The sequence below is a fragment of the Mycolicibacterium sp. ND9-15 genome, from assembly GCF_035918395.1.
Lineage (GTDB): Bacteria > Actinomycetota > Actinomycetes > Mycobacteriales > Mycobacteriaceae > Mycobacterium.
In genome coordinates this window covers 4078443-4102527 of the sequence record NZ_CP142362.1, presented here as the reverse complement: position 1 = coordinate 4102527, position 24085 = coordinate 4078443, and the positions used below count along the sequence as shown (strand labels likewise).

Genomic DNA, 24085 nt, shown 5'->3' with positions numbered 1-24085 from the left:
CCTCCCTGTTGTTCAAACCCGTTGTGCGTCATCACATCACCGATCCACCGTTGACGCCCAGCGTCTGACCGGTGATGAAGCCCGCCTCCTCCGAGCAGAGGAAGCCCACGGCCGCGGCGATATCCTCACCGGTGCCGAGATGGCCCAGCGGAACACTCGCGGCCATCTCCTCATTCGACGGCAGATGTCCTGCCTCCTGACCGGCATGCTGCATCGGTGTCTCGATGGCCGACGGCGGGATGTTGTTCACCGTGATACCCGTCGGACCGTATTCGCGGGCCAGCGATCTGGTCAGCGACAGCAGCGCGCCCTTGGACGCGGCGTAGTGCGCCATCCCCGGCGAACCGCGCTGCGCGCTCGACGACGAGATCATCACGATGCGGCCCCAGCCGGCGGCGAGCATGTCGGGCACGGCCACCTGGCAGCAGTGGAACGTACCGGTGAGGTTGACGTCGATGAGCCGCTGCCACGCCTGCGGCGAGATGTCAGTGAAGGCTGCCCAGCCGACGGCCCCGGCGCTGGTCACCAGGATGTGCACCGGGCCCAACTCCGTGCGCACCTTGGCGAAGGCCTCCTCGACCGCCCGACGGTCGCTGACGTCGACCGCCACCCCGAGTGCCGACACGCCCGCGGCGCGCAGCTCCTCGGCAACCCGTTGCGCCGCTTCGCCGTTGAGATCGAGCACTGCGACCTTGTGCCCACGCCTGGCAAGCTCGTGACAGGTCGCCTCCCCCATCCCCGAGGCACCGCCGGTCACCACCGCAACGCGGCTCATCGACCCGTCTCCATCAATCACCTCTACTCGTAGACCACGTGGACTGAGCGGCTCGTCGGTAGCGACTGACACGTCAGCACCCACCCTTCGGCCACTTCGTCGTCATCGAGGGCATCGTTGTTCAGCATCCGGGCGCTGCCGGATTCGATGCGCGCCATACACGTTCCGCACGAACCGGTCTCACAGGACGACGGTGCCCGCAGTCCGGCGATGCGAGCCGTCTGCAGCAGCGTGTTGCCGGCCCGGTAGGGCGCGGTGGTGGTCTTGCGATCGAGTTCGATGATCACTTCTTCGGTCTGCTCAGCGGCCTCGACGACATCGTCGGCGGCCGGCGCCACCGCAAACCGCTCGAGGTGCAGCCGGTCCCGCGACACGCCGTTCGTCAGCAGCGTCTCCTCCACCGTGTCCATGAACGGGCCGGGTCCGCAGATGTAGTAGTCGGCATCGCGGTCGGAGTCGATCAGCGCGGCGACCGTCGTCGCGCACACCACACCGGCTTCGTCGTCGAAGTGCTCGGTGACCGTCAACCGCTGGGGGTTGGCGCCGGCGAGGTCGTGGAGCGCGTCGCCGAAGATCACCGAGTCACGGGATCGGTTGGCGTAGAACAGCTGGATTCGCCTGTCGGTGCTCACCAGAGCCGACCCGATCAGCGAGAAGATCGGTGTGATGCCACTGCCACCGGCGAACGCGACGATGTCGCGGTCGGCCTCGCCGAGCAGAAACCGGCCATCCGGCGGTGCGGCATGGATCTCACCGCCGGCCCGGGCGGTGTCGTTCAGCCAGTTCGAAACCAGGCCGCCCGGATCGCGTTTGACGGTGATCTGCAGATCGTTGCCGTTATGCGGACACGACGACATCGAGTAACACCGCCGGTGATGGTCGCCGGCGACGGCTACCCGCAATGTCAAGAACTGGCCTGCCTGATAACGGAACCGCTGCGAGCAATCGTCGGGGATATCGAGCACCAAAGACACCGCATCACTGGTCTCGCGCACCACCCGCTTGATGCGTAGGGACGCGAACTCGACGGCTTCTTCAGGCATCGCCACCCAGAGTATCAAGTACTTGCGATTGGTATCAAGTGGTCGGACTCGGCAACCGCTGACGAGCAAGGGCCGGCGAGTTCAGTCCCCGATGTGATCGTCGGCCAGTCTGTGGCCGGTGCCTTTCTCGACCACCCGTGCCAGTAGGTCGCGCAACGTCCGCTGTTCTTCCGGGGTCAGCACGCCGAACACCGCCTCGTGTGCGGCGATCGCGTCGCTGACCACCGACGTGGCCACCTTGCGGCCTTCATCGGTCAGGTAGGCCTTCAGGATTCGCGCGTGCTGGGGATCGGGTTTGCGCACGACGAGCCCGCGTTGTTCGAGCGCTTTGACCGCAAGTTGCACGCCTTGCGGGGTGATCAGCATGCGGCGAGCCAGTTCGGCACCCGACAACCCCGGCTCGTTGGTGAGTTGGCGCAGCACGCCGATCTGGGCCGTGCTCACCCCGTGCCGGCTGACCGCGTCGTTGACCGCCGTGAGCGAGAAGTACCACGCCTGCTTGAGATGCCACAGGATGTTGTCGTCGAGCTCCATGCTCAGTTCCGGGTTTGTCTCCGTGGCCATCGCGCTAAACCTCGTCGTGCTTGTAGACGTGACCGTCCTTCATCACGAACCGCACGTCCGAAGTGGTGGCGATGTTTTCGGACGGATCGCCCGGCACAGCGATGATGTCGGCGAGGTATCCCGGTGCAAGACAGCCTAATTCGTCGTCCACCTCGATCAGTTCGGCACTGGTCACCGTCGCCGCGCGGATCGCCTGCATCGGCGTCATGCCGCGTTCGACGAGTGCGCAGAGTTCCTTGGCGTTCTGCCCGTGCGGAATTGCGGGCGCGTCGGTGCCGCACGCGATGCGGACGCCCGCTGCGATCGCCTTCGGCAGCATCGCCTGCGCCCGGGGAAACACCTCCTCGGCCTTCTTGCGAAGTTCCGGCGCGATGCGGTCGACCGCCATGGCCTGTGTCAGGTAGGTGGTCGACACCAGGAACGTTCCGGTGTCGGCCATCATCTGGATCGTCTCGTCGCTGGCGAGGAAGCCGTGCTCGATGCAGTCGATGCCCGCTTTGATGCACGCCCGGATCGCGCTGTCTCCCACGGCATGAGCAGCCACCCGCACACCGGCTCGGTGCGCTTCGTCGGCGATCGCGGCGAACTCGTCGTCGGAGTACTGCTGGGCGCCGGGCGCGGTGCTGTGCGACATCACACCGCCCGACGCCGAGACCTTGATCAGCTTGGCGCCGTGCCGGACCTGGTAGCGCACGCAGGCGCGAACGTCGTCGACACCGTTGGCGATGCCCTCGGCCACCGAAAGCGGCATGATGCCCGGCGCGAGCCGCTGGAACACGGTCGGATCGAGGTGCCCGCCATACGGTGTCACCGCGTGTCCGGCCGGATGGATCCGCGGACCGATGTGCCACCCCTGGTCGATGGCGCGCTGCAGCGCCACGTCGAGCAGGTAGCCGCCCGTCTTGACCATCAGCCCGAGATTGCGCACCGAGGTGAAACCGGCCTCCAGTGTGGTACGGGCATTGACCGCTCCGCGCAGCGTGCGATACGCCGGATCGTCCTGCACACCGTGCATCGGGCTGGGCAGTCCCTCGGGACCACCGGGCCCGCCGATGAGCAGGTTGAGCTCCATGTCCATCAGGCCCGGCAGCAAGGTGACGTCACCGAGATCGATATCGACAGCCGGATCCTTCGGTGGCTCAGCGGGATTGACCGCCGTGATGCGATTGCCCTCGACCACCACCACGGCAGGCGAACGCACCTCGCCGGCGTCCACGTCGGCCCAGCGCGCGGCGCGCAGGACGGTGGGTCTGCTCACGGGACCGGTTCGGACATGCAGTTCAGCGTCGTGGCGCCGGAGTCAGGTACCTTCGGTTGCTTCCAGCACTCCACCGGAAACGACGCCTGGATCATCGAATAGAGAAGATGCATCAAGTTGAGCACGTCTTCGGGTAGGTCGTCGAGCGCGAACTTGTCGCAGTATGCGATGGCCTCCTCGGCCCGCGCGGTGACCGCGTCGTAGAACGCCTGCAGTTCCTGCATCGAACTGTCCAACCGCTTGGCGTATCGCTGCGCCTCCGTCGGCAGACACCAGTCCGAAAACTGTTCAAGGTCGGAGAACTCGGGCGGCAGCATGGCCGACGTCGTCTCAGAAGTCGTCACGTCACACCCCCGCCGTCTTCTGCTCGAACTCGTCGATCCAGGCAGCGGTCTCCTTGTGCAGGTGGCGGATCAGCACCTCCTGGTCGCACAGCAGGAACTCGTCGATGACCTGTGACTCGACCATGCTCTGCGTCGCCTCCAGGGTGTTCGCGTCCTGGAGTCCGTACTCCTTGAACGACACCGCGGCCAGTTCCTGGGCGATGCGCTCACGCGGCGTCCGCGCTTTCGGGAAGTACACCGTGCCCTCGAAGATGTGCGTGTTGTGCGACGTGGGCCAGTAATGGTAGGTCAGGTACCAGCCCTGCCCCCAGAACAGGATCACGAAGTTGGGGAACAGCTGGAACGAGTCCAGCCCCCACGGATCGCATCTCGCCGGGTTGAGTCCGGGGGGCATCTCCCCGAGATCCGGTTTGTCCCACGGGCCGAAAAGACCGCTCTGGCAGATGTCCTCGATCGGTTTGCGCATCTCGTCGGCCATCTCCCAGGCCCGGATACCCGACGTGCTGACGAGCCGGTGCGGCCCCTCGATCCGGTAATGCGGCGCCTCGAAACCCGCTTCGGCGGCGGCCTTCGAATAGGCGGTCGGCGACTGGTTCGCGTGCAGCACAGGAGCGTGGTAGAACTCCTGGAACGCGTCCATGTAGAGCTTCCAGTTGGCCTTCACCTCCGAGCGGTAATAGAACCGCGAGGTCAACTTGTCGAACGGATAGCCCTCGAGGTCGAGGATCATCGGGCCCAGGAAGTCCCGCAGCGATTGCTCGGGCTGCTTGGCGAAGTTGACGAAGATGAAGCCCGCCCAGACGTCGCAGTGGACGGGCACCAGCCCGTAGCGGCTCTTGTCCAGGTCAAAGAATTCCCCCTCCTGCTGCACGAAGGTCAGGTTGCCGTCCAGGTCGTAGCGCCATGCGTGGTACTTGCAGGTGAACTGCCGGCACACGCCGCTGGTCTCCTCGAGCGGCATGTCGTTCCACACCAACTTGTTGCCGCGGTGCCGGCAGATGTTGTGATACGCCTTGACGTCGCCACTTGTCGTGCGCACGACGATGATCGACGTCTTGGCGACCTTGATCTCCTTGGTGAAGTAGCTGCCTTTACGCGGAATCTGTTCCACGCGGCCGACATTGAGCCAGGCGCGCTTGAAGACGGCCTTGCGTTCCTTTTCGTAGAACTCCGGGCTGATCGAGTCCTCATAGGAGACCGGCTCGGTTCCCAACTCCGGGTAGTGCTCAGTCCAACTGCCTTCGGGCGGTTTGGGAAAACGTGCCATCGGCCTCTCCTGACTTTGCTTTTCGGCATTCGGCGGGAGCCTGACAAACCGACGATATATGCTGTGGCAGGCAATCACAAGTAGTTGATACTGCTCCTTGATGTCGTCGTGATGGAAGGTGGTCGAGCAGGTGCGTCGGGACGAGCTGTTCATCGGCGGCCGGTGGTCGGAACCGAGCACAGGGCAGCTCATCGAGGTCGTCTCCCCGCACACCGAGCAACCGGTCGCACAGGTGGCCGCCGCGGGTCCCGAGGACGTCGACAACGCGGTTGCGGCCGCGCGTACGGCGTTTGACTCCGGCCCGTGGCCACACCTGGATCCTGGCGAGCGCATCGCGACGATCCGGCGACTGGCCGAACTGTACGGTGCACGACGCGCCGAGATGGCCGAGGTCATCACGAAAGAGATCGGCGCACCGATCAGCTTCGCGCAGCATGCGCAGGTAGCACTGCCGTGGACGATGATGTCGGCGTTCTGCACCCTGGCCGAGTCGTACCCATGGCAGGAGGTCAGGCCCGGCATGTACGGGGCCGACGTCCACATCCGCCGCGAGCCGATCGGCGTCGTCGCCGCCGTCGTGCCGTGGAACATGCCGCAGTTCCTGATCGTCACCAAGCTGATTCCGGCGCTGCTGGCCGGCTGCGCCGTCGTTCTCAAACCCGCACCGGAGTCACCGCTCGACGCCGTGCTGCTCGCCGAGATCATCGCCGAGGCGGATCTGCCGGCCGGTGTGGTGAGCGTGCTGCCCGGCGACGGGTCTGTCGGCGAGTATCTGGTCAAGCATCCCGGGGTTGGACAAGGTCTCGTTCACCGGCTCGACCGCGGCGGGTAAGGCCGTCGCCGCGGCCTGTGCGACCGACCTCAAGCGGGTCAGCCTCGAACTCGGCGGCAAGTCGGCCGCGATCGTGCTGGCCGATGCCGATCCCGCCGCCGTCGCCGCCGGTGTGCGCTCGGCCAGCCTGAGCAACAGCGGGCAGATCTGCAATGCCCTGACCCGCATCCTGGTGCCCGCCCGCCGCGCCGACGAGTTCACCGATGCATTGGCCGCCGAGATGACGGCCCTGGTCGTGGGCGACCCGACCGACCCCGCCACCCAGATCGGTCCGCTCGTCGCCAAACGGCAGCAGGACCGCGTGCGCGGCTACATCGAAGCGGGTCAGGCCGAAGGCGCCCGACTGGTCACCGGCGGTTCGCCGATGCCCGACGGCATCGATACCGGGTGGTATGTGCGACCAACCCTGTTCGCCGATGCGACCAATTCGATGCGCATCGCTCGCGAGGAGATCTTCGGTCCGGTGCTGACCGTCATCTCCTACACCGACGAGGACGACGCGGTGGCGATCGCTGATGACTCCGACTACGGGCTCGCGGGGTCGGTGTTCACTGGGGACACCGAACGAGGACTCGGCGTCGCGGCCCGCATTCACACCGGCACCTTCGGCGTCAACCAGGGCTACACGATGGACCCGTTCGCCCCCTTCGGGGGCGTCAAGGGCAGCGGATACGGGCGCGAACTCGGCCGCGAGGGCATCGACGGCTACACCGATTCCAAGTCCATTTCCGTGGCACCGTAGCCGTCGCGCCGAAACCGACGTTTGGGCGGTAAAGTACGCGAGAAACCCGCCAAAACGTCGGTCCCGATCAGGTTTTCACGGCAATTTGATCGCCGCGCCCATGCATGGCAAGAAGCGATTTGTGGAGTTTTAGCGGCGCTCACCGCCGTGTTCTGTTCGGGGACATCGCTGACAGTTGTATGTCTCGGGACATCGCTGACACTTGAGTAGGGCCTGGGCCAGGATGGCTCATGGCTCAGAAGGTGACGGCGATGGACATTCGGATGGCTTCGGCGTTGGCCGGCCAGGTCGACAACGTGGCGCAGTTCTGCCGGGACAGCGCGATCAGTCGACAGACGTATTACAAGTTCCGCAAGCGTTTCCGTGACGGTGGGATCGAGGGTCTGCAGGATCGGTCGCGGCGTCCGCTGACTTCGCCGGGGCAGACCCCGGTCGAGGTGGAAGACCTGATCGTGTTGCGGCGTAAGCAGTTGATCGAGGATGGCCGCGATCACGGTGCACAGTCGATCGTGTGGTCGTTGCAGCGCGAGGGTATCGCGGTGCCGTCAGTGTCGACGGTGTGGCAGATCTTGACCCGTCGCGGGGCGATCGTCCCGCAGCCACAGAAGCGGCCGAAGTCGGCGACCAAACGGTTTTGCTTCGATCGGCCCAACGAGTGTTGGCAGTCCGATTGGACCGGATGGACGCTGGCCGACGGCAGCGCGGTGGGCATCGCGGGCAGTCTCGACGACCACTCCCGGTATGTGGTGGGTTTGCGCGCGGGCGCCGGTGACGCGGACGCCGAGCTTGTCTGGGAGGTGATGCTGGCAGGCATCGACGAGTGCGGGATACCATCGATGTCGTTGTCGGACAACGGAATCGTCTACACTGGCCGGTTCCACGCGCATGAATCAGCTTTCGAGGTCAATCTGCGCGCTCTCGGGGTGCGGACCATCAACTCGACGCCGTTTCACCCGCAGACCTGCGGCAAGATCGAGCGGTTCTGGCAGACGCTGAAGAAGTGGCTGTCTGCCCGCGATCCGGCGGCTACTGTCGAGGAACTCAACGCCCTGCTCGAGCAGTTCCGCACCTATTACAACCACCAACGGCCGCACCGCGCGCTACGTGGCGCCACCCCGGCCGAGGCATTCAGCGCCACCGTCATGGCCCGCCCCGCCGAGCGTCCACTGCCCGCACCGGTGTTCGTCAGCCGCCGCACCGTCGGAGAGAAGTCGGGACACGTGTTCGTCGCGCCCTACAAGGTCAACGTCGGGCTGCGCTGGGCCGGCCACGACTGCGATGTCATCCGCGACGGCGAGCACATCACCATCTTCAGCGGCAACCGACTCGTGCGCACTCTCACTGCCGATCCCACACGCAACTACCAGTCCATCGACAAGACCACCCGCACCTATCGCACCCGCGAGCCCAAACCGGCATCATGAGTGTCAGCGATGTCCCGAGACATAAGTGTCAACGATGTCCCGAGACACCACACGGCGCTCACCGCCGGTGCGGCTCCACAAATCGCGCGCTGTGCGTCACCGCGCCGGCAGACCCAGCACCCGCTGGGCGATGATGTTGCGCTGGATCTCCGAAGCGCCGCCGGAGATGGTCCCGGCGTAGCTGCTGATGTAGCGAGTGAACCAGTCGGCGGTGAAAAGCCCTGGGCTGTACGGGTTGTATGGCGCAGTCAGGCCCGGGCTGCGCAAGCCGTCTGCGCCGGCGGCATCGAGGGCATAGCCCAGCGCCTTCTGCTCGGCCTCCGAACCGAACAGCTTGAGCACCGACACGCCGGGGATGTCACGCTCGCCGCGCGCGGCTTGTCCCAGCGCGGCAGAACCAAGTAGGCGCAGCGCCTGATAATCCATCGCGACCGTCGCATAGCGGTCCCGGTTCACGCCGCCCACCGGGCGGAAGTCGGCCAACAGTTGTTCGAGCCGGTTCGCGAACGCCATCCACATCATCGTGCGTTCGTGGCCCAGCGAGCCGTTGGCCACCCGCCACCCTTCGTGCAGTGGTCCGACGAGGTTTTCGGCGGGCACACGCACATCGCTGAAGAACACCTCGTTGAAATCGAGGTCGTCGCGGTTGTACACCGAGGCGAACGGGCGGCGCTCCACCCCGGGCAGGTCGGTCGGGATCAGCAGCGCGCTGATTCCCTTGTGCTTGGGCGCATCCGGGTCGGTGCGCACGAAAGTCAAGATGACGTCGGCGTCATGTGCGCCCGAAGTCCACACCTTCTGGCCGTTGACGACGAACTGATCGCCCTCGCGCACCGCACGTGTGGCCAGCCCCGCCAGGTCCGAACCCGCGCCTGGTTCGCTCATGCCCAGCGACGCGGTCATGTCGGCGCGCAGGATCGGTACCGCCCACCGCCGCTTTTGCTCGTCGGTGCCGAACGTCAGCAGCGATGCGGCGATGATGCCAACGCCCTGCGGGTTGAACGCGTGGTAGATCCGGCGGCGCGCCAACTCCTGCCGGTGGACGAACTGTTCGAGGATGCCCGCGTTGCGGCCGCCGAACTCCGGCGGATTGCCCGGCAGGAGCCAACCGTGGTCGAACTGCAGCCGCTGCCAGCGGCGTGCCCACTGCGGCACATGCGAGGTCGAACGCGAGCGCTCGGCGGCCGCCTCGGCCTCGGCTGGCAGATGCTCGTCGAGGAAGCTGACGAACTCCGCGCGGAACGCCTCCACCTCGGCGTCGAAGGTGAGGTGCACCCCGCCAACATATCAAGTACTTAACATTTGCGGCGGCGTGCGCTAAGACTTAAGGGATGCTCGACGGCGAGAAGGTCCTCATCACCGGGGCCACAGGCAAGATCGCGTTTCCGATAGCGGCAGCCCTGGCGCGGGACAACGAGGTGTGGGGCGCTGCGCGCCTGCGCGAACAGGCGGACCGGGACCGCCTCACCGACGCGGGTGTCGTCCCCGTCGCACTCGACATCAGCACCGGCGACTTCTCGGCGCTGCCCGGCGATTTCACCTACGTTTTCCACGCCGCGGTCGACCCAGGCTGGGGTGAGTGGACGCGATGCGTCGAGACCAATGCGCAGCGTTCGGGCGACCTGCTCTACCACTGCCGCACTGCGAAGGGCTTCGTCTTCTGTTCGACCGGATCGATCTACGGCTATCAGGGTCAGCGGCCGCTGACCGAATCCGATCCGCCCGGCGTGCCGCTGCGAGCGAACTACAGCTTCTCCAAGGTCGCCGCCGAGGCGGTCTGCACCTGGATCGCCCGGCAGTACCAAATCCCGCTGACGATCATCAGGATCTGTTCCACCTACGGGCCGCAAGGCGGCGCTCCCGCCGACCGCCTCGATGCGATTCTGGCGCGCCGGCCGATTCGGTTGCACCCGGACCGGCCCAACAACTACAACCCGGTCTACGAAGACGACTACGTCGCGTTGGGTATCAGGGCGATGGAGGTCGCCGACACCCCGCCGGTCACGGTGAACTGGGCGGGCAGTGAGACCGTCAGCGTCGAGGAGTACTGCGCCTACATGGGTGAACTCGTCGGGGTGGAGCCGATTTTCGAGTACACGTCCGAGGCCCATACGCCCCTGTGGCCCGACGTCACCCACATGCACGACGTGCTGGGCCACACCACCGTCGGCTGGCGCGACGGCTTCCGCCGGATGATCGAGGCGCGCCACCCCGAACTCGAGTTGTACCAACCCGATTCGCAGTAGAGGAGGTGTCGATGCAGCTGCCCGGCACGCCGTCGGACGAGGTCGCCGAAGTGCTCGCCAAAGGCGACGGCGACATCACCACCATGTTCGTCTCGATGGCCAGACATCACCCCGACGGCACCGACGCGGACTACCTGCGCTGGCACACCCTCGACCACCGCCCCGAACAGCACCGGCTGTCCGCGGTGCGCGCATCCCTGCGGCTGGTGTCCACCCCGGAATGCCGTTCCGTTCGCGCCGCCGGCCAAACGCCGTACGACGCCATCGATCACGTAATGACGTACTTCTTCACCGGCGTTGCCGGGATGGAACCGTTCCTGGCGCTGTCCAGGGCGCTCGGCGATGCGGGCCGCAAACTGCCGTTGCTGCCGCCCGTGGAACGCGGTGTGTACGACGTGACCGGGCGGACCGCGGCGAAACGGATCAAGGCCGGGGCCGACGTGCTGCCGTGGTGGCCGATCCGCGGTGTCTATCTGCTGTTGGAGCAAGCCGGTGCGGCACTCGACGAACTGGTGGACGTCGACGGTGTGGCCGGGGCGTGGTCGGCGACGTCCCTGCCGGTCGATGCCCGCTTGGCCAGCGCCCCTGCGGGCCAGGCGATTACCTACTGCTTCCTCGATGACGACCCGGTCGAGGTCGCGCAGCGGCTCCAGCCGGTACTGCGCGCTCGCTGGAGCGCGCACGGCATCCAGCCGCTTTTCGCCGCGCCGTTTCACCCCGTGGTGCCGTACGAATGGGACCGCTATGTACCGTGACCGGAGGTTTGGATGCGTATCGGTTTGATGGTCGGCTCCGACAAGGAGCGCCCCCGAGCAGATCGGCTCAGCGGCCTGATCGACGACGGAAAGACCGCGGAGGAAGAGGGTTTCGCGTCGTTCTGGATACCGCAGGTGCCCGGCTACCTCGACGCGATGACCGCGGTAGCGCTGCTTGGTGCTGCCACCGACCGCATCGAGATCGGAACGGCTGTGGTGCCGATCCAGACCCGCCATCCGCTCATCATGGCGCAGCAGGCGCTGACCACGCAGATCGCTTGCGGCGGCCGGTTCGCTCTCGGGATCGGCCCGTCACACCACTGGATCGTCTCCGACCAACTGGGCCTGCCCTATGACAAACCCGCACGGCTCGTGCGCGACTACCTCGAGGTGCTCGACGCGGCGTTCGACGGTCCCGGCTCGCTGGCCGTCGACAACGACACCTATCGTGTGCACAGTCCTGTCGACGTCACCGATGCTTTCACCGTTCCGGTGTTGGTGGCCGCCCTCGGCCCGGCGATGCTGCGGACCGCCGGCGAGCGGACCGAAGGGACCATCCTGTGGATGGCCGACGAACGAGCGATCGGCGACTACGTGGTCCCCCGTATCACGGCCGCGGCGAAACACGCAGGGCGCGAGGGTGTTCGCGTCGTCGCCGGAGTTCCAGTCGCCCTCTGCGCCGACGACGAGGTCGACGATGCGCGCGCCTATGCCAGTGAGGTGCTGGGCCACGCCGACTTCTCCCCCAACTACGTGCGCCTGCTCGAGCACGGCGACGCCGAGGACGTGGGTGACACGATGGCCGCGGGTGACGAAACAACCGTCGCGACGCGGCTGCGCCGTTACCGAGACGTCGGTGTCACCGATCTCGCCGCGCGTGTGGTGGCACTCGGGCAGGATGCAGCGCAGCGCCAGGCCTCGCGCCAACGCACTCAGGAGTTCGTCGCATCGCTGGCGTCGGAATTCGCCTCGCGGCGCTGAACATCTCCGATCGTGGCGGCCTATGCGACGAGCAGCGCCGATACCGGTCGCCCCGCCGGTCACCAGGCTGCGTCTGCCGTCGAGGGTGCGCGCAATCCCGGGATAGTTGGACAAACGTCAACTATTTGCAACACCCAACTGCGCTGGTACTGTGCCGCTGTGTCGAAGATCAGCGCCGATGCCCTGGTTGACGGTGGTCAACGCCGCGCATCGTACCAACGGGCTCGTTCACACGAGACGAAGCGAACGCTCGTGCAGGCGGCGATGGCGTTGTGGCGCACGCAGGGGTACGCGAAGACGACGGTCGCAGACATCTGCCGGGCCGCGGGCGTGTCGAGGGGACTGTTCTACTTTTACTTCCCGGCCAAGGAGGACATCCTCTTCGAGGTCGGCCTGCTGTCGACGCGTGCGGCGCAGAACAAGGTTCGGGCGCTGCTGCGCAACGACTATGACGTCGAAGCCGTCATCGGCGAGGCGTTGCGCAGCCTCGAACGGTCGATGGCGCGTAACCCACCGGAGTTGATCATCCAGACGATCCTTGAGGGGTACCGGCATGAACACCGGATCCTGGCCGGCGAGACGGTCGACGAAACCGTCGATGCGGACATGTTCGGGGATTTGTTCGCCCGTGCCCAGCAGGATGGAAAGCTCGGCGCGCATGTCGACGTCGGCCACCTGTCGCATCTGGCCGGTATGCACGTCAGCGAAGGTGTCCGGCATTGGGCCGGCGGCAGTTTCGGTGACCGGTCTTTCGCCGATGTCGTCACCGACGACATCGCGGCGTTGATTACCGGGTTCAACGCGAGGTGCCCGCAACCGCCGACAAGGCCGTCGTCACGGTCAGACAAGACCTGAACAGGAGTGAGAGGAGAACCCGATGGCGTGGGATTTCGAAACCGACCCCGAGTACCAGCAGGTGCTCGACTGGGCCGACGAGTTCGTCCGCGAGGAGATCGAGCCGCTTGATCTGGCGTTTCCCGATCAGCAGTTCGTGCCGCTCGACGGCAAGCGACGCAAGGCGATCGACCCGCTCAAGGAGGAAGTTCGCCGCCGCGGGCTATGGGCCACCCATCTCGGACCCGAACTGGGCGGGCAGGGTTACGGTCAACTCAAACTCGCGTTGCTCAACGAGATCCTGGGGCGCTCACAGTGGGCGCCGATCGTGTTCGGTTGTCAGGCCCCCGACACCGGCAACGCCGAGATCATCGCCCACTACGGCACCGAGGCCCAGAAGGAGAGATACCTACGGCCGCTGCTCGAGGGCGAGATCTTCTCCTGCTATTCGATGACCGAACCGCATGCCGGTGCCGATCCGACGCTGTTCAACACGACGGCGGTGCGCGACGGCGACGACTGGGTGATCAACGGCTGGAAGTTCTTCTCCTCCAATGCCAGAACAGCGGCGTTTCTGATCGTCATGGTGGTCACCAATCCCGAGGTGAGCGCGTATCAGGGCATGTCGATGTTCCTGGTGCCGAGTGACACTCCCGGCGTCAACATCGTCCGCAACGTCGGACTGCACGGTGAGCGTGACGACGAGGGCTCCCACGCCCTGATCCACTACGACAACGTGCGGGTGCCCGCCGACGCGTTGCTCGGTGGCGAAGGGCAGGCGTTCGTCATCGCGCAGACCCGACTCGGCGGTGGCCGGATCCACCACGCAATGCGCACGATCGGGCTCTCGCGCAAGGCACTCGACATGATGTGCGAACGGGCGCTGAGCCGGGAGACGCAGGGCAGCCGACTCTCCGAAAAGCAGTTCGTCCAGGGCTATATCGCCGACTCGTATGCACAGCTGTTGCAGTTCCGGCTGATGGTGCTCTACACGGCGTGGGAGATCGACAAGTACAACGACTACAAGAAGGTCCGCAAGGACATCGCCGCTGTCAAGGTGGTCATGCCGACCGTCCTGCACGACATCGCATGGCGCGCAATGCAAGTGCACGGTGCACTCGGCGTCACCAACGAGATGCCGTTCCTGGAGATGGTCACCGGGGCGGCCGTGATGGGTCTGGCCGACGGCCCGACGGAGGTGCATAAGACGACGGTGGCCAAGCAGGTGCTGCGCGACTACGAACCCAGTACCGACACGTGGCCGAGTGAGTGGATACCGGCCAAGCGGGACAAGGCGCGGGCCAAGTTCGCGCAGTATCTCGAAAGCGAAGTTGGCAACCTGTGAGCGAGACGGCTATCGATGTTCCGCGACTGACGGATTGGATGGACGCGGCGGAACTGCCCGGCCAGGGTGAACCGCTGCAGACCCGGTTCCTCTCCGGCGGTACCCAGAACGTCATCTACGAGCTGCGCCGCGGTGAGCACAGCTGTGTCCTACGGATGCCCCCGCCCGGCGCGCCGCCCGACCGCGATAAGGGCATTCTGCGGGAGTGGCGCATCATCGAAGCGCTCGACGACACGGACGTACCGCACACCGAGGCGGTCGCGGTGTGTGATGACGCCGCGGTACTCGGCCGGCCGTTCTACCTCATGGGGTTCGTCGACGGTTGGTCGCCGATGGATCTCGCGGACCGGCGGTGGCCGGAGCCGTTCGACTCTGATTTCTGCGCGCGCGGCGAACTGGCGTATCAGCTCGCCGAGGGCATCGCGCTGCTGTCGAAGGTCGACTGGAAGGCCAAGGGACTGTACGACCTCGGCCGGCCCGACGGTTTTCACGAACGGCAGGTCGACCGGTGGATCGCGTTCTTCGAGCGCATCAGGGGTCGCGAGATCGACGGCCTCGACGCCGCCACCGACTGGCTACGTGCGCACCGGCCCCTGGACTTCGTTCCCGGGCTGATGCACGGCGACTACCAGTTCGCGAACGTGATGTACCGGCACGGGGCTCCCGCGCGGCTGGCGGCGATCGTCGACTGGGAGATGGGCACGGTCGGCGACCCGAAGCTGGACCTCGGCTGGATGGTGCAGAGCTGGCCCGAGAACACCGCCGCGCCGGCGCCGTCCGAGATGGGCTACGTCGACATGCGCGGAATGCCTTCGCGCGCAGAGGTCGTCGACCACTACGCCAAGGTGTCCGGGCGCCAGGTCGATGACCTCGACTACTACCTGGTGCTGGCCAAGTGGAAGCTGGCGATCGTGCTCGAGCAGGGTTTCCAGCGCGCGGGCGACAACGAAAAACTGCTCGCCTACGGACCGGTCATCGTCGAGTTGATGCGCTCGGCCGCCGAGCTGGCCGAAAACAGCGACTATCGCTGATGGCGCCCGCGAATTAGCTGGCGGGCACCAGGTCGGCGGCGACCGAGACCATCATCCCGCAGCGGAACGTCTCGCATCCGCCGACGTCGGCGACACCGGGATCGTCGGCCGCGGCAAGCGCCTTGGCCTTGAAAGCCCTTGCCGCCGCGCTCAGGCGGTGCTCGACCGAGTCGACACTGCTGTCGAGTTCGGCGGGCAGTCGCTCACCCCACAGCGTCACCTCGGTCGCGCCCTGATCGAGGGCGTTGCGCACATGCTGCAGGACACGCTTGTCGCGGTCGATCATGTTCGCTGCGACCGCGACGGTTTGCGGATGGGGCCGGTCCTCCCACTCCGCGAGGACCGCCTCCAGGTCGAGCGTCTCGGCGCCGAGAATCGTGAGCGGACGGACATCCTCGTCCTTGTCGATGAGCACGGTGACGTCCCACCCGGCCATCACGCGGTCGTAGATCCAGCCACCCGCGTACTTCACCGCGTCGGTCACCGTCGGGGCGACGATGTCCAACCGGTACCTCATGTCGAGCTCCGAGGCGCCAGCTCGCGCCCCAGCGACTCGGCGTACCCCTTGAACACCTCGGCCAATTGAATCGATCGGTCGAGCAACCATAAGGTCTCCATTCCGTAGGTGAAGGCGAGGATTTCCACGGCCTTGCCGGCCGCGTCGACGTCTGGGCGGTACTTTCCGCTTTCCTGACCGCGCTCGATGATCGCGGTGATGATGTCCACCGCGTCGCGGTAACGCTTGACGAGACGATCGTGCAGAGGTGCCTCGGGCGCGATGTTCTCCACCAGCAGCACGGTGAATGTTCCGACCAGTTCGGGCGCGCGGTCGAAACGTTCGGGCACCCGGCCGAGCTCGGTGACGAGGTCGCCGGATCGGTAGTCGGCGTGAATCGCATCATCGGCGTCGCGGGTGTCGAGCACCGCGTTGAGCAGCTGCTCCTTTGACTCGAAGTGGTGCAGCAGGCCCGCGGGCGTGACCCCGGCTTCCTTCGCGATCTGGGCCAGTGCGGTGTTGCGCCACCCGTTACGCGCGAGCAGGCGTTCGGCCACCGAAAGAATGCGGTGCCTGCGGTCCTCGCCCTTGGCGAGGAGCGTGGCATACGGCCGCGCGGACGGCCCCACGGACTCTGTGGCGGACACCGAACCCCTTCGATCAACCAACCTAGTGAACACACAGTAGGTAGGTTTGGCCGCTGTGACAAGCGTCTCAGCGAAATTGCGTTTAGACGGAAAGCGTGGATTTCGGGGCTCAATCGATCGCTGAGCGGCCACCAGCGCACCGAACCCCCTACATGGCAGGGGTGAATTCGATGTGCAGTTCGGTCAAGCCGCGCAGCAGGAAGGTCGGCTCGTAGGAATAGCGGCGCTCGGCCGCCGGACCGTGCACCGACTCGCTGATCCGGATGTCACGCATGCGCTCGAGCAACCGCTGCACGGTGATTCGGCCCTCCACCCGGGCCAGCGGCGCGCCCGCACAGGAGTGGATGCCGCGGCCGAACGCAATGTGCTCGCGCACGTTCTTGCGGTCGGGCCGGAACTCGTGCGGATCGTCGAATTTGCGCGGGTCGCGGTTGGCCGCGCCCAGACACAGCATCACGACCGTTCCGGCCTTCAACGGCACCCCGCCGAGCCTGGTGCTCTTGCGCACCAGGCGGAAGTCGACCTTGGTCGGCGAGTGCATTCGCAGCGACTCCTCGATGAACGCCGGAATCCGCTCCGGGCTGCGCCGCAGCATCTGCTGGAAGTCCGGTCGGTCGCCGAGGGTCTGCACCGCGGCGCTGAGCAGCTTGGTGACGGTTTCCTGACCCGCGGCGAACAGGAAGGTCGCCGGCTTGACGACCTCGATCAACTCCGGCGTGGAGCCGTCGGGATACACCGCGGCCGCCATTCCCGACAGCACGTCTGCGCGCGGTTCACGACGACGCTCAGCGAGATAACCGGCGAACTTGTCGTCGAGGTACTGCAGTGGGTCCAGACCCACCGGTGCACCGTCGAGAGCGCCCACGCGACTGCCGTCCGGACGTTCGGCACCGAGCGCTGCCAGGAACTCGGATCGATCCTCCTCAGGAACGCCGAGGAGGTCGATGATCGCCGAAGTGGCGAAGGGTTTGGCGTACTCCGACAGGAACTCGCACCGCTCGTTGGCCATGATCTGGTCGATCTGGCGGTCGACCAGCTGCCACATGTAGTCCTCGTTCTCCTTCAGCCGCCGCGGCGTCAGGAGCTTGGTCAGCAGCGACCGGGCCCGTTCGTGGGCCGGCGGGTCCATCACGACCATGTGCTCGTGGATGGGAAACAGATGACGATGCGCCTCGATCTGCTCGGAGATGTCGTCGCCTTCCGGGACGAACGGCAGCGGCGGGAACGGTCCGCCGATCGCGTTGACCGCCGAGAACGAATCATGATCCTTGAACGCCGCCACCACTTCCTGGTAGCCCGTGACGGCGACGACGCCGTAATTCGGTTCCCGGAACACCGGGCCCTGCTCGCGCAGGTGATCCCAGTAGTCGTAGGGGTCCTGACTGATCGCATGGTCGGAGAAGTAGTCCACCGAGGCGAGATCGCTCATGAACGGTCGTCCTTTCGGTCCTGGCGCCCGCATCCGCATTTGATCGTCCGATCAAACTGTTAGGATGCGCCATGCCTACCACGGGGCGTGACGGACGGTCAAGCGATCGAGCGGAGGGTCGCTGATGCCGCGCGCTGACAACAGCAAGCCCGCCGGAGCCGGGGCGCGGCAACGACTCATCGAGGCCACCGCGAAGGTCATGCGCGACGAGGGTTACGCCGCCGCGACATCGCGACGCGTGGCCGCCGAAGCCGGGGTCAAACAGGCGCTGGTCTACTACTACTTCCCGACGATGGACGACCTGTTCGTCGAGGTGCTGCGGGCGGGGGCGGAGGCGTCGCTGGACAACATGCGTGCCGCGCTCACCGACGACGATCCACTGCGCACGCTGTGGCTGATCAACAGCGATCTCCGGATGACGGGCCTTAACACCGAGTTCATGGCGTTGGCCAACCACCGCAAGGTGATTCGCGCAGAACTCAAGGCGTACGCGGAGCGGGTCCGCGACATCGAGACGGCAGCGGTCACGGTCGCCTTGCGCGCCAACGGCATCGACCTCGACGACTACCCACCGGTGGCGGTCTCGATGATGATCGTCCAGATCGCGCGCAGTCTGTGCAACGAGAGCGCCGTCGGCGTCACGCTTGGCCACGACGAGATGCGCGACTTCATGGAGCGCCAGTTGCGCGCGCTGACCGATGGACTCAACAACGCGAGACGGTTCAGCAAACCGAACTGAGCGACGCACCCGTCGCCGGTGTCGCTCGAGCGGCACGTCCCCCGGCCGGACGAGTTGACACCTGCGCCCATTAATGCCACGCTCCTGGTCGATTGATAAAATCTGGAATGACCGAAGGTGGACACATGGGTGGACGGGTTGAGGGCAAAGTCGCGTTCGTGACCGGTGCAGCGCGCGGTCAGGGCCGCAGCCATGCGGTGCGACTCGCCGAGGAAGGCGCCGACATCATCGCCGTCGATGTCTGCAAGCAGATCTCCAGTAACAGCGACATCCCGTGGGCGACACCGGACGACCTCGCCGAGACCGCCGATCTCGTCAAGAACCTGAACCGCCGCATCATCACCGCCGAGGTCGACGTGCGCGATTACGACGCGTTGAAGGCCGTCGTGGACGGCGGTGTCGAGCAGTTGGGTCGCCTCGACATCGTCGTTGCCAACGCCGGTATCGGCAACGGTGGCGCAACGCTGGACAAGACCAGCGAAGACGACTGGCGCGACATGATCGACGTCAACCTCTCAGGCGTCTGGAAGAGCGTCAAAGCCGCTGTCCCCCACCTGCTGTCCGGAGGACGCGGTGGTTCGATCATTCTCACCAGCTCGGTGGGCGGTCTCAAACCGTACCCGCACACCGGCCACTACATCGCCGCCAAGCACGGCGTGATCGGGTTGATGCGCACCTTCGCCGTCGAACTGGGTCAGCATTCGATCCGCGTCAACGCCGTGTGTCCCACCAACGTGAACACACCCCTGTTCATGAACGAGGGGACCATGAAGCTGTTCCGTCCCGACCTGGAGAACCCCGGCCCCGACGACCTCGCCGTCGCCGCCCAATTCATGCATGTGCTTCCCGTCGGCTGGGTGGAACCGGTCGACGTCAGCAACGCGGTGCTGTTCCTCGCTTCGGACGAATCCCGGTACGTCACCGGCCTTCCCGTCACCATCGACGCCGGCAGCATGCTGAAGTAACCTGGCGATTTCGGCGCGTAAACGATCGTTGAGCGACTGGTAGCGCACCGAAAACGCTAGAGGCCGAGCGATTTGGCGATGATCACCTTCATCACCTCGCTGGTGCCGGCGTAGATGCGGGCCACCCGCGCATCCGTGTACAAGCGCGCGATCGGATACTCCATCATGTAGCCGTAGCCGCCGAACAACTGCAGGCAGCGGTCGACGACGCGTTGCTGCATCTCGGTGCAGAACAGCTTCACCCGCGCCGCGTCGGCACCTGACAACTCGCCGGCTACGTGCAGGGCCACCGCGCGGTCCAGCATGGCCTGCGCGGCCTCCACCTCGGCCGAGCACGCCGCCAGTTCGAACTTGGTGTTCTGGAACGACGCGACCGGCGTACCGAACGCCTTGCGGTTCTTGGTGTAGTCGATCGCAGCGGCGATCGCAGAGCGCGCCTGGGCGACCGATCCGACCGCGACGGTGAGCCGCTCCTGCGGCAGGTTGTGGCCGAGGTAGCCGAATGCTTCGCCTTCCTCCCCCAGCACGTTCGCCGCGGGCACCCGGACATCGACGAACGACAGTTCGGCGGTGTCCTGAACCTTACAGCCCATCTTCTCCAGTTCGCGGCCTCGGGTAAACCCCGACATCTCGTTTTCGACGACGAACAGCGTCAGGCCCTTGCGGCGGTTGTCCGGGTCGGTCGAGGTGCGCGCGACCACGATCACCAGGTCGGCCTGCATGCCGCCGGTGATGAAGGTCTTGGCGCCGTTGAGGATCCAGTCGTTTCCGTTGCGTACCGCGGTGGTACGCACACCAGCGAGATCGGATCCAGTGCCGGGTTCGGTCATCGCCACGGCGGTCAGCAGCTCACCGGCCGCCAGTCCGGGGAACCACCGCTTGCGCTGCTCGGCGTCCGCATAGTGCAGGAAGTACGGAAGAATCACCTCGAGCTGGGTGCGCACGGTCGACAGTGTGACCAGTGCGCGCGCCGCCTCCTCCTGCAGTACCACGTTGTAGCGGTAGTCCGGGGCGCCGCCCCCGCCGTACTCCTCGGGGATGGCCATGCCGAGCATGCCCAGCGACCCCATCTGCTTGAACACCTGACGAGGCATGCGGCCGGCCTTCTCCCAGTCGGGATAGTGCGGTACCACTTCCTTTTCGACGAAGTCGCGGGCGAGTCCGCGGAACGCCTCGTGGTCTTCGGTGAACAGATCTCTTTGCACGCGAGGTCCTCCCGTGAGGTCAGGCGATGAGCTCCACCAACGTGGCGTTGGCGGTTCCGCCGCCCTCGCACATGGTCTGCAGGCCGAATCGAATCCCGTTGTCGCGCATGTGATTGAGCATCCGAGTCATCAGTACCGCGCCGGATGCACCGAGCGGATGGCCCAGCGCGATCGCGCCGCCGAGCGGGTTGAGCTTGCTTTCGTCGGCGCCCGTCTCGGCAAGCCAGGCCAGCGGCACCGGCGCGAACGCCTCATTGACCTCGAACACGCCGACATCGTCGATTCTCACCCCGGCCTTGTGCAGGACCTTTTCGGTCGCCGGGATCGGCCCGGTCAGCATCAGCACCGGATCCGCGCCGGTGACGGCGCCGGCGCGGTAGCGGACGATCGGGTTCAGCCCCAGCGCGACGGCATTCTCGGCCGTCATCACCAGCAGTGCCGCCGCGCCGTCAGAAATCTGCGACGAGTTCCCCGCGTGGATGACGCCGTCGTCCTTGAAAGCCGGCTTGAGTCCGGCGAGCTTCTCGACCGTGCTTCCCCGCCTCACCCCTTCGTCGGCGACGACGGGCTCGCCGTCGGCGAAGACCGGCATGATCTGCGATTCGAACGCCCCGCTGTCCTGGGCGGCTGCGGCCAGTTCGTGTGAGCGCACCGAGTACTCGTCGAGTCGAGTCCGCGAGAATCCCCATTTCTGGGCGATCAGTTCCGCTGAGATACCCTGGTTGAAGGTGAAATCTCCGTACCGCTCAAGGACTTTCGGGCCGTACGGCATCCCGGTGGCCCTTGCCGAGCCGAGCGGCACCCGGCTCATCACCTCGACACCTCCGGCGACGACGACGTCCTGCTGGCCCGACATCACCGCGTGGACGGCGAAATCCAGCGCCTGCTGGCTCGAGCCGCATGCACGGTTGACCGTGGTACCCGGGATGGTCTCGGGCCAGCCCGCGGCGAGCACCGCGTAGCGGCCGATGTTGCTGGACTGGTCGCCGACCTGCGACACACAGCCCCACACCACGTCGTCGATGATTTCGGGATCGATGCCCGCCCGCTCGACGAGCGCGGTGAGCACGATCGCCGACAGGTCGGCGGCATGCATCTCCGACAGCCCGCCGTTGCGCTTGCCGACCGGTGTGCGCACCGCCTCGACGATCACGGTTTCACGCATTGTCCTTCTCCGATCCGGGCCGTAGTGCCCATTGGCCAGTAAAGACGGCGTCGCGTTTCGCCGCGAATGCCGCGTATGCCTCCGTCGAGTCTGCGGTGGCGAAGTTGCCCGGTTGTGCGCGGGCCTCGTTGGTCAGCGCCTCGCGCAGAGTGCCGTTCGCCCCGTCGTTGAGCAGCGCCTTGCTCTGGGCCAGCGCCACCGGCGGACCTGCCGCGAGGCGGGCCGCCAGCTCGTCAACGAAGCCGTCGATCTCGTCGGCGGTCTTGACCCAGGTGACGAGTCCGAGAGAACGGGCCTCTTCCGCGTCGATCATGTCGGCCAGCAGCACGAGCCGTTTGGCCTGCTGCAGGCCGACAAGCTTGGGCAGCAGCCAGGAACCACCGAGGTCCACCGACAGTCCGCGCTTCGAGAAGAGTTGACAGAACCGCGATTCCGGCGTCGCCACCACAAGATCGCAGCCGAGCGCGAGGTTCCAGCCCGCCCCGACCGCGACCCCGATCACCTTGGCGACGGTCGGCACGGACAGTTCGTGCAGGGCCAGCGCGACGTCGGTGAGGCGGCGCAGCTTATGCCGCGGATGGATGTCCTCGGGTGTGCCGATGTCGGCCCCCGAGCAGAACGCCCCGCCGGCGCCGGTGATCACCAACGCACGTAGCTCGGTGTCGCGGGCGGCCGCCCGCAATGCGTCGGCCAGCTCCTCCCACAGCCGCGCGTTGATGGCGTTCTTGCGGTCCGGCCGGTTCAGCGTCAGGGTCCGCACCCCGTCGAGCTCGGAGGTCAACAGCACATCGTCACTCACGAGTATGCCGGTCCGATCACTCCGTCAGCGCGCAGCCTCGCGAGATCGGCTGCGGTGAAACCCAATTCACCCAAAATCGCGTCGGTGTGCTGCCCGAGCCCGGGTACCGGGCCCATCGGCTGCTCGAATCCGGTGATCACCGGCGGCGGGCGCAGCGCACGGATGTCACCCTTGGGCGTGTTGACGAGGCGCCAGCGGTCGCGGGCGGTCAGCTGTGGGTGCGCGACCACCTCGCTGGGTACGTTGTAGCGGGAGTTGCCGATCCCGGCGTCGTCAGCGATCTTCTGGATGTCGGCGAGATCGTGCTGTTCACACCAGGATCTGATCGCCTCCTCGAGGATCTCGCGGTGGGCGCAGCGATCGGGGTTGGTGGCGAAGCGCGGATCCTGGGCGAGGTCGGGGCGGTCGATGATCTCCAGCGCCACCCGCTGCCATTCCCTGTCGTTCGTGGTGCCGAGCACCACAGTCTGCTTGTCACGAGTGGGAAACGCACCGTAGGGCGCGACGGCGGGTGAGCCGACACCGAGCGGTTCCTGGTCGATACCCGAATGCTGGGTGTAGGTCAGCTGATAACCCATCACGTCGGTCATCACGTCGAACAGGCTCAGCGCCACCGACGGGGCCGGTGCTCCACCGTTGGCGCCGTTGCGACCGACCAGCAGCGCCAGGATCGAGATCGCTGCGTACAGCCCCGTGCTGAAGTCGGCCACGGCGGGGCCGGGCTTGGCCGGCATCCCCGGGTAGCCGGTGACCGCGCATGAGCCCGACTCTGCCTGCACGAGAAGGTCATACGCGCGTTTGTGCGAGATCGGCCCACCGGGGCCGTAGCCGTCGATCTCGACGGGGATCACCTGGGGGTGGCGCTCGGCGAGGTCGGCCGGGGCCAGTCCCATTCGCGCGGTCGCGCCCGGCGCGAGGTTGGACACGAACGCGTCCGCCCGGTCGAGCAGGCGGTGCAGCAACTCCATGCCCTCAGGTGCCTTGGTGTTCAGCGTCACCGATTCCTTGCCGCGGTTGCACCAGACGAAGTGCGCGGCCAGGCCGCCGGGACCGTTGACGACGTCGTCGTAGTCGCGGGCGAAGTCGCCGCCGCTGGGATTCTCGATCTTGATCACGCGAGCGCCGAAGTCGGCGAGCACCCGGGTGCACATCGGAGCGGCGACCGCCTGCTCCATTGCGACGACCGTGATTCCGGTCAG

General features: G+C 66.1%; 23 protein-coding genes and 1 pseudogene. 10 read left to right on the top strand and 14 right to left on the bottom strand.

All coding sequences use genetic code 11. From position 1 onward, the window contains the following. Positions 1–31: 31 nt before the first annotated feature. From QGN32_RS19635 to QGN32_RS19610, 6 genes are all read right to left on the bottom strand, one after another. On the bottom strand, positions 32–775 hold the full coding sequence (locus QGN32_RS19635; RefSeq protein WP_326545940.1) for an SDR family NAD(P)-dependent oxidoreductase: 744 nt from the start codon (positions 773–775) through the stop codon (positions 32–34). A gap of 23 nt (positions 776–798) precedes the next feature. Further along, positions 799–1818 (bottom strand): 2Fe-2S iron-sulfur cluster-binding protein, encoded by a 1020-nt coding sequence (locus tag QGN32_RS19630; protein WP_326545939.1) that lies wholly within the window; start codon positions 1816–1818, stop codon positions 799–801. Positions 1819–1899: 81 nt separating this feature from the next. Next, on the bottom strand, positions 1900–2352 hold the full coding sequence (locus tag QGN32_RS19625; protein ID WP_326549167.1) for a MarR family winged helix-turn-helix transcriptional regulator: 453 nt from the start codon (positions 2350–2352) through the stop codon (positions 1900–1902). A gap of 34 nt (positions 2353–2386) precedes the next feature. Further along, a complete protein-coding gene (locus tag QGN32_RS19620; RefSeq protein WP_326545938.1) occupies positions 2387–3640 on the bottom strand; it encodes a metal-dependent hydrolase family protein in 1254 nt (417 codons plus the stop codon). Beyond that, entirely contained in the window at positions 3637–3957 is a 321-nt protein-coding gene (locus QGN32_RS19615; protein ID WP_326549166.1) for a hypothetical protein, read from the bottom strand. The genes QGN32_RS19620 and QGN32_RS19615 overlap by 4 nt, the downstream gene beginning before the upstream one ends. A gap of 28 nt (positions 3958–3985) precedes the next feature. Next, positions 3986–5251, bottom strand: a complete 1266-nt coding sequence (locus tag QGN32_RS19610) for an aromatic ring-hydroxylating oxygenase subunit alpha (protein ID WP_326545937.1) — start codon at positions 5249–5251, stop codon at positions 3986–3988. Positions 5252–5396: 145 nt separating this feature from the next. On the opposite strand from QGN32_RS19610, the pseudogene QGN32_RS19605 reads away from it, so the two are divergent. Both QGN32_RS19605 and QGN32_RS19600 read left to right on the top strand, forming a co-directional pair. Then, positions 5397–6825, top strand: a pseudogene (locus tag QGN32_RS19605) (aldehyde dehydrogenase). Between the two features lie 230 nt (positions 6826–7055). Continuing rightward, positions 7056–8249 carry an integrase core domain-containing protein gene (locus QGN32_RS19600; RefSeq protein WP_326545936.1) on the top strand — a complete coding sequence of 398 codons (1194 nt, stop codon included), beginning with the start codon at positions 7056–7058 and terminating at the stop codon, positions 8247–8249. A gap of 96 nt (positions 8250–8345) precedes the next feature. On the opposite strand, the gene QGN32_RS19595 is transcribed toward QGN32_RS19600, so the two are convergent. Continuing rightward, positions 8346–9524: an acyl-CoA dehydrogenase family protein gene (locus QGN32_RS19595; protein WP_326545935.1), complete on the bottom strand. Its 1179-nt coding sequence runs from the start codon at positions 9522–9524 to the stop codon at positions 8346–8348. Positions 9525–9580: 56 nt separating this feature from the next. Between QGN32_RS19595 and QGN32_RS19590 the strand changes: the two genes are divergently transcribed. From QGN32_RS19590 to QGN32_RS19565, 6 genes are all read left to right on the top strand, one after another. After that, a complete protein-coding gene (locus QGN32_RS19590) occupies positions 9581–10495 on the top strand; it encodes an NAD-dependent epimerase/dehydratase family protein (RefSeq protein WP_326545934.1) in 915 nt (304 codons plus the stop codon). Between the two features lie 11 nt (positions 10496–10506). After that, positions 10507–11250 (top strand): hypothetical protein, encoded by a 744-nt coding sequence (locus QGN32_RS19585; protein ID WP_326545933.1) that lies wholly within the window; start codon positions 10507–10509, stop codon positions 11248–11250. Positions 11251–11262: 12 nt separating this feature from the next. After that, positions 11263–12231 (top strand): LLM class F420-dependent oxidoreductase, encoded by a 969-nt coding sequence (locus QGN32_RS19580; protein WP_326545932.1) that lies wholly within the window; start codon positions 11263–11265, stop codon positions 12229–12231. A 252-nt stretch (positions 12232–12483) separates the two neighbouring features. Then, entirely contained in the window at positions 12484–13086 is a 603-nt protein-coding gene (locus QGN32_RS19575) for a TetR/AcrR family transcriptional regulator (protein ID WP_326549165.1), read from the top strand. A 22-nt stretch (positions 13087–13108) separates the two neighbouring features. Beyond that, a complete protein-coding gene (locus tag QGN32_RS19570) occupies positions 13109–14410 on the top strand; it encodes an acyl-CoA dehydrogenase family protein (RefSeq protein ID WP_326545931.1) in 1302 nt (433 codons plus the stop codon). Between the two features lie 38 nt (positions 14411–14448). Continuing rightward, positions 14449–15441: a phosphotransferase family protein gene (locus QGN32_RS19565; RefSeq protein WP_326549164.1), complete on the top strand. Its 993-nt coding sequence runs from the start codon at positions 14449–14451 to the stop codon at positions 15439–15441. A gap of 13 nt (positions 15442–15454) precedes the next feature. On the opposite strand, the gene QGN32_RS19560 is transcribed toward QGN32_RS19565, so the two are convergent. The 3 genes from QGN32_RS19560 to QGN32_RS19550 form a co-directional block, all read right to left on the bottom strand. Further along, positions 15455–15958 carry a hypothetical protein gene (locus tag QGN32_RS19560; RefSeq protein WP_326545930.1) on the bottom strand — a complete coding sequence of 168 codons (504 nt, stop codon included), beginning with the start codon at positions 15956–15958 and terminating at the stop codon, positions 15455–15457. Next, on the bottom strand, positions 15955–16584 hold the full coding sequence (locus QGN32_RS19555; protein ID WP_326545929.1) for a TetR/AcrR family transcriptional regulator: 630 nt from the start codon (positions 16582–16584) through the stop codon (positions 15955–15957). Before QGN32_RS19555 ends, QGN32_RS19560 begins: the two co-directional genes overlap by 4 nt. 148 nt (positions 16585–16732) lie before the next feature. After that, the gene (locus QGN32_RS19550) at positions 16733–18013 is read right to left on the bottom strand and encodes a cytochrome P450 (RefSeq protein ID WP_326545928.1); all 1281 of its coding nucleotides are present in this window, start codon (positions 18011–18013) and stop codon (positions 16733–16735) included. 124 nt (positions 18014–18137) lie between these two features. On the opposite strand from QGN32_RS19550, the gene QGN32_RS19545 reads away from it, so the two are divergent. Together QGN32_RS19545 and QGN32_RS19540 are read left to right on the top strand one after the other, a co-directional pair. Then, a complete protein-coding gene (locus QGN32_RS19545; protein WP_326545927.1) occupies positions 18138–18752 on the top strand; it encodes a TetR/AcrR family transcriptional regulator in 615 nt (204 codons plus the stop codon). A 125-nt stretch (positions 18753–18877) separates the two neighbouring features. Beyond that, entirely contained in the window at positions 18878–19717 is an 840-nt protein-coding gene (locus tag QGN32_RS19540; protein WP_326545926.1) for a mycofactocin-coupled SDR family oxidoreductase, read from the top strand. 56 nt (positions 19718–19773) lie between these two features. Here the strand turns inward: QGN32_RS19540 and QGN32_RS19535 are convergent, their stop codons facing one another. Genes QGN32_RS19535 through QGN32_RS19520 form a run of 4 tightly spaced genes read right to left on the bottom strand, consistent with a single transcriptional unit; the run spans position 19774 to position 24061 of the window. Then, positions 19774–20922 carry an acyl-CoA dehydrogenase family protein gene (locus QGN32_RS19535; RefSeq protein ID WP_326545925.1) on the bottom strand — a complete coding sequence of 383 codons (1149 nt, stop codon included), beginning with the start codon at positions 20920–20922 and terminating at the stop codon, positions 19774–19776. A gap of 19 nt (positions 20923–20941) precedes the next feature. Continuing rightward, positions 20942–22087 carry a thiolase family protein gene (locus tag QGN32_RS19530; RefSeq protein ID WP_326545924.1) on the bottom strand — a complete coding sequence of 382 codons (1146 nt, stop codon included), beginning with the start codon at positions 22085–22087 and terminating at the stop codon, positions 20942–20944. Next, complete coding sequence (locus QGN32_RS19525) at positions 22080–22874, bottom strand: enoyl-CoA hydratase/isomerase family protein (protein WP_326549163.1); 795 nt, start codon at positions 22872–22874, stop codon at positions 22080–22082. The genes QGN32_RS19530 and QGN32_RS19525 overlap by 8 nt, the downstream gene beginning before the upstream one ends. Before the next feature lie 8 nt (positions 22875–22882). After that, entirely contained in the window at positions 22883–24061 is a 1179-nt protein-coding gene (locus QGN32_RS19520) for a CaiB/BaiF CoA transferase family protein (protein WP_326549162.1), read from the bottom strand. Positions 24062–24085 lie beyond the last annotated feature (24 nt).

Bases quoted from the DNA above. Each gene is read 5' to 3' on its own strand.
- QGN32_RS19545 (WP_326545927.1), top strand. From the start codon at position 18,138: ATGCCGCGCGCTGACAACAGCAAGCCCGCCGGAGCCGGGGCGCGGCAA.
- QGN32_RS19570 (WP_326545931.1), top strand. From the start codon at position 13,109: ATGGCGTGGGATTTCGAAACCGACCCCGAGTACCAGCAGGTGCTCGAC.
- QGN32_RS19600 (WP_326545936.1), top strand. From the start codon at position 7,056: ATGGCTCAGAAGGTGACGGCGATGGACATTCGGATGGCTTCGGCGTTG.
- QGN32_RS19550 (WP_326545928.1), bottom strand. From the start codon at position 18,013: ATGAGCGATCTCGCCTCGGTGGACTACTTCTCCGACCATGCGATCAGT.
- QGN32_RS19585 (WP_326545933.1), top strand. From the start codon at position 10,507: ATGCAGCTGCCCGGCACGCCGTCGGACGAGGTCGCCGAAGTGCTCGCC.
- QGN32_RS19520 (WP_326549162.1), bottom strand. From the start codon at position 24,061: ATGGAGCAGGCGGTCGCCGCTCCGATGTGCACCCGGGTGCTCGCCGAC.
- QGN32_RS19635 (WP_326545940.1), bottom strand. From the start codon at position 775: ATGAGCCGCGTTGCGGTGGTGACCGGCGGTGCCTCGGGGATGGGGGAG.
- QGN32_RS19625 (WP_326549167.1), bottom strand. From the start codon at position 2,352: ATGGAGCTCGACGACAACATCCTGTGGCATCTCAAGCAGGCGTGGTAC.
- QGN32_RS19540 (WP_326545926.1), top strand. From the start codon at position 18,878: ATGGGTGGACGGGTTGAGGGCAAAGTCGCGTTCGTGACCGGTGCAGCG.
- QGN32_RS19590 (WP_326545934.1), top strand. From the start codon at position 9,581: ATGCTCGACGGCGAGAAGGTCCTCATCACCGGGGCCACAGGCAAGATC.
- QGN32_RS19615 (WP_326549166.1), bottom strand. From the start codon at position 3,957: ATGCTGCCGCCCGAGTTCTCCGACCTTGAACAGTTTTCGGACTGGTGT.
- QGN32_RS19630 (WP_326545939.1), bottom strand. From the start codon at position 1,818: ATGCCTGAAGAAGCCGTCGAGTTCGCGTCCCTACGCATCAAGCGGGTG.
- QGN32_RS19530 (WP_326545924.1), bottom strand. From the start codon at position 22,087: ATGCGTGAAACCGTGATCGTCGAGGCGGTGCGCACACCGGTCGGCAAG.
- QGN32_RS19580 (WP_326545932.1), top strand. From the start codon at position 11,263: ATGCGTATCGGTTTGATGGTCGGCTCCGACAAGGAGCGCCCCCGAGCA.
- QGN32_RS19560 (WP_326545930.1), bottom strand. From the start codon at position 15,958: ATGAGGTACCGGTTGGACATCGTCGCCCCGACGGTGACCGACGCGGTG.
- QGN32_RS19565 (WP_326549164.1), top strand. From the start codon at position 14,449: ATGGACGCGGCGGAACTGCCCGGCCAGGGTGAACCGCTGCAGACCCGG.
- QGN32_RS19610 (WP_326545937.1), bottom strand. From the start codon at position 5,251: ATGGCACGTTTTCCCAAACCGCCCGAAGGCAGTTGGACTGAGCACTAC.